Origin of the sequence: Micromonospora sp. NPDC051296, assembly GCF_040682255.1 — a bacterium.
Taxonomy (GTDB): domain Bacteria; phylum Actinomycetota; class Actinomycetes; order Mycobacteriales; family Micromonosporaceae; genus Micromonospora; species Micromonospora craterilacus.
Genome location: NZ_JBFBAO010000346.1, coordinates 1 through 7,457 on the forward strand (window position 1 = coordinate 1; position 7,457 = coordinate 7,457).

At 72.3% G+C, this 7,457-nt stretch carries 5 protein-coding genes; all 5 read left to right on the forward strand.

The window, feature by feature from the left end:
- A partial coding sequence (locus tag AB0M52_RS27310) for a lantibiotic dehydratase (protein WP_363959372.1) occupies positions 1-2,458 on the forward strand: 2,458 nt, incomplete at its 5' end.
- Entirely contained in the window at positions 2,451-3,500 is a 1,050-nt protein-coding gene (locus tag AB0M52_RS27315) for a lantibiotic dehydratase C-terminal domain-containing protein (protein WP_363959375.1), read from the forward strand. The genes AB0M52_RS27310 and AB0M52_RS27315, both read left to right, overlap by 8 nt.
- The gene (locus AB0M52_RS27320) at positions 3,497-4,732 is read left to right on the forward strand and encodes a M50 family metallopeptidase (RefSeq protein WP_363959378.1); all 1,236 of its coding nucleotides are present in this window, start codon (positions 3,497-3,499) and stop codon (positions 4,730-4,732) included. Before AB0M52_RS27315 ends, AB0M52_RS27320 begins: the two co-directional genes overlap by 4 nt.
- Before the next feature lie 210 nt (positions 4,733-4,942).
- Complete coding sequence (locus AB0M52_RS27325; RefSeq protein WP_363959381.1) at positions 4,943-6,772, forward strand: AMP-dependent synthetase/ligase; 1,830 nt, start codon at positions 4,943-4,945, stop codon at positions 6,770-6,772.
- A gap of 183 nt (positions 6,773-6,955) precedes the next feature.
- Positions 6,956-7,457: hypothetical protein (locus tag AB0M52_RS27330; protein WP_363959383.1), on the forward strand; the 502-nt coding region annotated here is incomplete at its 3' end.

Consider the following 7,457-nt stretch of genomic DNA (forward strand, 5'->3'; position numbering starts at 1 on the left):
GGCCGACGCGCTCGGCGCGGACACCCACCGGGCGCTGGTGGGCTGGCTGGAGACCCTTGCGGCGTACCGGGGGGAACTGGGCGCCGGCGCGGCGGTGCTGGCCGAGGAGTTGGCCGAGCGCCGGGCGGTGCTGCGCGACCTGGCCGACGACCCCGACCTGCGCGGCGGGATCCTGCTCGCCTCCCCGTCGCTGGACCAGTACCTGCCGGGATACCTCGCCGCACCCGGGAAATCCGGCAAGCGGGCCCGGCGGGTGGAACGCTCCCTGCTGGAGTACGCGCTGCGCACCGCCTGCAAGACCAGCCCGTTCAGCCGGCTGACCACGGTCAACGTCGGGACGTTCGCCCCGGGCGGCGGTCGGCTGCTCGACGTCCGCTCCCCAGCCGACGCGGTCAAGCGCGGCGCGGCCCGGCTCAACCTCGCCACGCTGGGCCGGTTGTCGGCCATCGTGCTGGCCGACGAGACGCTCCGCGCGGACCTGCCGGTCACCGTCACCACCGGCTGGCGCATCGAGCGCGGCCGGCTGCGCTACCTGCGTCGCCGCCGGACCAGCTCCGAGGACGGCGACGCCGCGATCACCCTGGAGTCGATCCACGAGTCGCTGTTCGTGCTGCCCACCGGCCAGGTGCTGCACGACATCCTGGCCGCGCTCGACGGCGGTCGGGTGCGAAGGATGTCCGAGCTGGTCACCGAGTTGGCCACCGACGGCCGCCCGGCCGACGAGGTCGGCCAGTACCTGCACCACCTGCTCCGGGTCGGTCTGCTGGTGGTGCCGAACCTGCAACTGGACATCCACGCCGACGACCCCGTCGAGGGCTACCGGGTCGCGCTGCGGGAGATCGGCCGGGGCTGGGCCGACCGGCTCGCCGACCGGGTCGACACGGTGAACCGCCTCGCCACCGGCTACCCGGCCGCCGACGTGGCCGGCCGCCGCGCGGTGCTCGCGGACATCCGCCGGGAACTGGTCGCCGCCCACGCCGACCTCGGCCGCGCCGACGTCCCGGCCCCCCGGACCCTGGTCTACGAGGACGCCACGCTGCGCACCGAGGCCCCGGTCACCGCCGACCGGGACCGGTGGGAGCGCGACGTGCTGCCGGAGCTGCGGGCGCTGGCCCGGATCATGCCGGTGTTCGACGTCAACCTGCCCCGCCGGCTGGCCACCAAGGGCTTCTTCCGGGCCCGCTACGGCGCCGGTGGACGCTGCGATGACCTGCTCACCTTCGCCCACGAGTTCCAGCAGGACTTCTTCGAGCACTACACCGGGCGGATGATGCGCCGCCGGGCGTTCGACGCGGACAACGCGTACGTCCGGCAGGAGAACTGGTTCCGGCAGGAGGAGATCTCCGCGCTCGACGACGCGCGCGTCGAGGTGGCCCGTCGGGTGAACGAGGCGTACCGCCGGCTGCCGGCCGGCGCCGAGGAACTGGCGTTGGACGACGCGTTCATGGCAGACGTCGCCGCCCGGGTGCCCGCCACGCTCGGCACCCTCGACCCGCGGTCCTTCTTCCTCCAGTTCGCCGACCAGGGCGACCGGCAACGGGTGGTGGTCAACCGGATCTACTCCGGCATGACGCTGCTGTTCTCCCGCTTCGCCCACCTCTTCGCCGACGAGGACCTGGCCGGCGCGCTCCGCGCCGAGCTGGCCCGGCTCCAGCCGCCGGGCGCGGTGCTGGCCGAGCTGAAGGGCGGGTACGACGCCACCAACCTCAACCTGCACCCGGCGGTCACCCCGTACGAGCTGGTCTGCCCGGGGGAGATCAGCTTCCGGCCGGCGGCCGAGCAGATCCACATGGACGATCTCAGCGTCGAACACGACCCGGTGGCGGATCGACTGCTGTTGCGTTCGCGCCGGCTGGACGCCGAGGTCATCCCGGTCTACCTGGGCTTCCTGCTGCCGATGGCGCTGCCCGAGGTGCAGCAGGTGCTGCTCACCTTCGCCTACCTCGGGATGGCCCAGCCGGACTTCTGGGCGGGCACCACCGTGCCGCTGCCCGATCGGGGTATCGCCGGCTATCCGCGGATCGTGCACGGCGACCTGGTGCTGCAACGGCGGATGTGGAAGCTGCACCCGGACTACCTGCCGCCGGCGCGTACCGCCGAGGTCGGCGAGGCCGACTGGTTCCTGGCCTGGCAGCGGTGGCGGCGGGACAACGGGCTGCCCCGCCGGGTGTTCGCCACCCCGGACGGCAACCGGCTCGCCCCGACCGCCGACGACGCCGGCCCGGCCGGTGCTCCGGCGGCCGGCCGGCCGGACCACAAGCCGCTCTACGTCGACTTCGACAGCTACCTCTGCCTGCAACTGCTGGAGGCGATGGGACGGTCGGCGGGCAGCCGGCTGGTGCTCGCCGAGATGTTGCCGGACCGCGACGAGCAGCTGCTCAGCGGCGAGGCCGGAGCGTACGTCACCGAACTGACCGTCGAACTCAACGGTGTCCGAGGGGGAGCCGAGCATGACTGACTACCCGTCGCCGGTCGACCACGGCTGGCTCAGCGTCCACGCCTTCTACGCCAGCAATGCCAACCCGATGCTGGTCGAAGGTGTCCGGCCGCTGGTGGACGAGCTGCGCGCCGACGGGCTGATCAGCCGGTACTTCTTCATCAAGTACTGGATGGAGGGCCCGCACGTGCGGTTGCGGGTGCTGCCCGCCCCGGGCGTCGACCCGGCGCTGGTGCGGGCCCGGGTGGACGCGGCCCTCGGGGCGTTCCTGCGCCGCCGGCCCGCGCTGTACGAGGTGGACAGCGAGGGGCTGGGCGGCCTGTACAAGCAGATGTTCCTCGCCGAGTACGGCCAGCAGCGGTGGGACGCCGAGTACGGCGCGGACGGCGTGATGCCGATGCGGGCGAACAACAGCTACCACCACATCCCGTACGAGCGTGAGTACGGCCGTTACGGCGGGCCGGCCGGCATCGAGCTGGCCGAGTGGCACTTCGAGCACTCCAGCGACGTGGTGCTGGACCTGCTGGCCACCACCAACGTGCACGTACGCCCGGTGCTGCTCGGCCTCTCCGCCCAGCTGAGCATGATGATGTGCGCGGCCTTCCTTCCCGACGACCGGCGTATCGCCGAGTTCCTCGACGAGTACCGCCGGTTCTGGGAGGTCTCCTACTCCGAGCCGAGCGACGACTACCACAACAGCTTCGACACCAGCTACCGCAAGATGGACGCCGGGCTGCGTGACCGGCTGGCCGCCATCCGCGCGGCGGCCCGCGACGACGCCGCCGTCCGGGCCACCGGCGTGGAGGGCCGTTGGTCGGCGCACTGCCGCGAACTGCGCGACCGGGTGGTCGCCGCGACCGGCCGGGGCGAGCTGGTGTTCCAGCGTGGTGGCGGCGAGCCCACCCCGGTCGCCGACCTCGGCGTCGCCCTGCCCATCGTGCTCAGCTCGTTCGTGCACATGACCAACAACCGGCTGGGCGTGAGTATCCTCGACGAGATCTACCTGTCGTACCTGATGCGGACCGCGCTGCTGGACGACCTCGCCCCGGCCGGGCCACGATGACCACCGTCGACGCCACCTGGACCCAGCCCCGACTGCGGGACGGCATCGTCCTCGGCCCCGGCCAGTGGCGGGACGGGAAGCTGGTGCACCACGTCAAGGACCCGGACACCGGCTGGTACTACCGGGTGGGGCCGCGCGAGCACTTCCTGATGTCCCGGATGGACGGCACCCGGAGCCTGGACGAGTTGGCCGGCGAGTACGCCGCCGCGTATCAGCGCCGGCTCGGGCCGGAGAACTGGCAGCAGCTGTTCGGCATGCTGCACCAGCGGCAACTGCTGCACGGCGCCACCGATCCGGAGGAACTCGCCCGGCTCACCGCCTCGAACGCCGCCAGCGTGGCGAAGGCCAAGCGGGGCCCGCTGTCGGCCCGCCTGCCGCTGTTCGACCCGGAACGGCTGTTCACCCGGCTGCTGCCCTGGCTGGCACCGGTGTTCAGCTGGTGGTTCGTGGTGCCGGCGCTGGTGGCCGTGCTGGCCGTCGCCGGGTACGTGGCGCTGCACCTGTCGGAACTCGCCGACGGGGTAACCGGGGGCGGCCGACCACTGCCGGCGATCCTGGCCGCGGTGGTGATCACCTGGGCGATCGTCTTCCTGCACGAGTGCGCCCACGGGCTGACCTGCCGGTACTTCGGCGGGCGGGTCACCGAGATCGGGGTGATGTGGCGCTTCCCGCTGGTGGCGCCGTACTGCAAGGTCGACGACGTGGTGCTGTTCACTCCGCGTCGGCGGGTGGCCACCGCGTTCGCCGGGGTCTTCGTGAGCATGCTGGCGCTGCTGCCGTTCGCCGCGATCCGGCTCTGGAGTACGCCCGGCGGCCTGCTGTACGACCTGGCCGGCACGATGCTGATCTTCGGCACCGCCGCCGCCGCCCTCAACCTGGTGCCCTTCCTGCGGCTAGACGGCTACTACATGCTCAGCCACGCGCTGAACCTGATCGATCTCCGGGGCGACAGCTACCGGTTCTACGGCCAGCTGCTGCGCCGCGGCCCCGGCGCGGTACGCGCGCACCGCCCGCGCGACCGCGTCGCCTACGCCCTGTACGGGCTGGCGTCGGCGGTCTTCGCGGCGACCGTGCTGACCCTGCTGGTCCGCTACTGGTACGACACCCTGGCCCGCTGGGTCGGATCCGGCTGGTCCGTCACCATCCTCCTCGCCGAGGCCGCCGTGCTGGCCACCCTGCTCGCCTACCTCGCCCGCCGCCGCCGCACCACCACCCCACCCCAAGCCACCTAGCCCCCCGCCACCCTTCGCCGATCTTGCACTTCTTGTCTCGACGAAAGCCGTGAAAGGGGTATTCAGGCGACCGAAAGTGCAAGATCGGCGGGCGGTGGGTCGGGATAACACGCGCCGGGGAGGGGCGGGCGGGTTTTCGTGTTCCGGGGACCGGGGGAGGGGTTGCGGGCCACCATCAGCGCGACGGGACACGACGGCAGGTGGGCGGGCGTGCGGGAGACAGCGGTTGAGCCGATCGTCGGCGGCGGTGACGCCAGCCTGGCCGAGCAGGTGTGGCGAAACGCGGCGGAGGATCCGGACGCGGTGCAGTTCATCCGCCCGGACCCGGACCCCCGGTCGTGGTCGGTACGGCGATCAGGTCGGGGCGGCTCGCTGCCGGTGACCTGCCGGCAGTTCCGCGACGACGTGCTGGCCCTGGCCCGCGGCTTCGTCGCCGCCGGGGTGGCCCACGGCGACCGGGTCGGGCTGCTCAGCCGCACCCGCTACGAGTGGACGCTGGTCGACTACGCGCTCTGGTCGATCGGCGCGGTCACCGTGCCGATCTACGACACCTCCAGCCTCGATCAGATCCACTGGATCCTCGGCGACTCCGGGGCGGTCGGCTGCGTGGTGGAGACCGCCGACCACGCCGCCACCGTGACCGGAATGCGGCCGGACCTGCCCGCGTTGCGGCAGACCTGGCGAATCGACGTCGGTGAACTCATCGAGCTGGCCGCCAAGGGCCGTGGTGTGGACAGCGCCGAGGTCGACGCCCGCCGGGGCGCGGTGACCGGCGCGGACATGGCCACGATCGTCTACACCAGTGGCACCACCGGCCCGCCGAAGGGCTGCGTGCTGACCCACCGCAACATCTGCGCCGATGTCGGCAACGCCACCGCCGTGCTGCCGCAGGTGCTGCATCCGGGTGCGTCGACCGTGCTGTTCCTGCCACTGGCGCACGCCTTCGCCCGGCTGATCCAGGTCGGCATGGTGCACAACCGGGCCACAATGGTGCACAGCGCCGACGTCTCCGGGGTGCTCGACCAGCTGCGCCGGTTCCGGCCCACCTTCATCCTCGCCGTGCCACGGATGTTCGAGAAGATGCACGACCAGGCCCAGCACATGGCCGAGGACGCGCACCGGGGCTGGCTGTTCAGCGTGGCCGAGCAGGTGGCCGTGCGGTACAGCCGGGCCCTGGACCGGCCGCACGGCCCTGGGGTGCCGCTGCGCCTGGCGCACCTGCTGTTCGACCTCGCCGCGTACCGGCAGTTGCGTGCCGCGCTCGGCGGGCGGTGCCGGATGGCCATCGTCGGCGGGGCGCCGCTGGGGGAGCGGCTCGGGCACTTCTTCCGCGGCGCGGGCATCACGGTGCTGGAGGGCTACGGGCTGACCGAGACCTCACCGGCGTTGGCCGCGAACCTGCCGACGGCGATGCGGATCGGCACGGTCGGCCGGCCGCTGCCCGGGGTGCGGATCCGCATCGCCGACGACGGGGAGGTCCTGGCCCGCGGCGACGTGGTGTTCCCCGGCTACTGGAACAACCCGGAGGCCACCCGGGCGGCCTTGGCCGACGGCGGGTGGCTGCACACCGGCGACCTCGGCCGCCTCGACGACGACGGATTCCTGCGGATCACCGGCCGGACGAAGGAGATCATGGTCACGGCCGCCGGCAAGAACCTCGCGCCCGCGCCGATCGAGGAGCGCATCCGCGCGCATCCGCTGGTCAGCCAGTCGATGCTCGTCGCCGACGGCCGCCCGTACGTCGCCGCGCTGGTCACCGTCGACCCGCAGGCCTGGCAACGGTGGCGCGACGCGCACGGGCATCCCGGCGCGTCCCTGGCCAAGCTGCGCGACGACCCGCAGCTGCGCGACGAGATCCAGGACGCGATCGACCAGGCCAACCGGACGGTCTCCCACGCGGAGCAGGTGAAGACCTTCCGGATCCTGTCCCGGGACCTCACCGAGGCCGACGGGGAACTCACCCCCACCCTCAAGATCAAGCGGGAGGCGGTGGAGGACCACTTTGCCGACGACATCGCGGCCCTCTATCGCGGCCACTGAGCAACCCACCCGCCCCCTGTTAAGAAGGGGCCCTTCCTCTACCTCAGGCGTTAATAACGGGCCCTTCCTTACGTCGGTGCGTTTGTCAAGCGGCAGGCGGACGATCGGGGCGTAGGTGGCCGACAGTTCTGCTGATCGTTTCGGCCTACCGTGCACGCACCCGTAGCCCCCGGAGGACCCCCAATGTGCGTCGACACGGCCAACCGCGCCGAGATCAGAGTCTCCATCCAGGACCGGCGCGCGCCGGACCGTGCCGCCGGTCACCTCGCCGTCGGGGTGCTGATCGATGGCGATCAGGTGCTCGTGCCCAACCCGTCCAAGCAGGTGCTCGACCCGCACGCCGATCTCGAGGTGGTGATCTTCCCGGCCAGCCTGGAGGAGCGGCTGCCCGTCGAGGTGGCGCCGGTGTGGAAGTGGCGCCGGTTCGCCCTGACCGACCAGGCGCCGCTGGCGGTCATCGCGTCCCTGGGCCGTGCCTCCGGCTACAGCTCCCAGGTCGGACGCGCCGACTCGGCTGCCCTGGCCAAGGCGATCGAGGGCGCCGGCGGCGACCTGTGGGAGGCATTGCGCCGGCTGGACATCGTCGCCGGCGATATCCACGTCGTCGACGACGACCTGCTGCGCCGAGCCGGCGAGCTGGAGCAGGCGCAGCGCGAACCGCGCCGTGCCGAGCACCGGTTCGGCT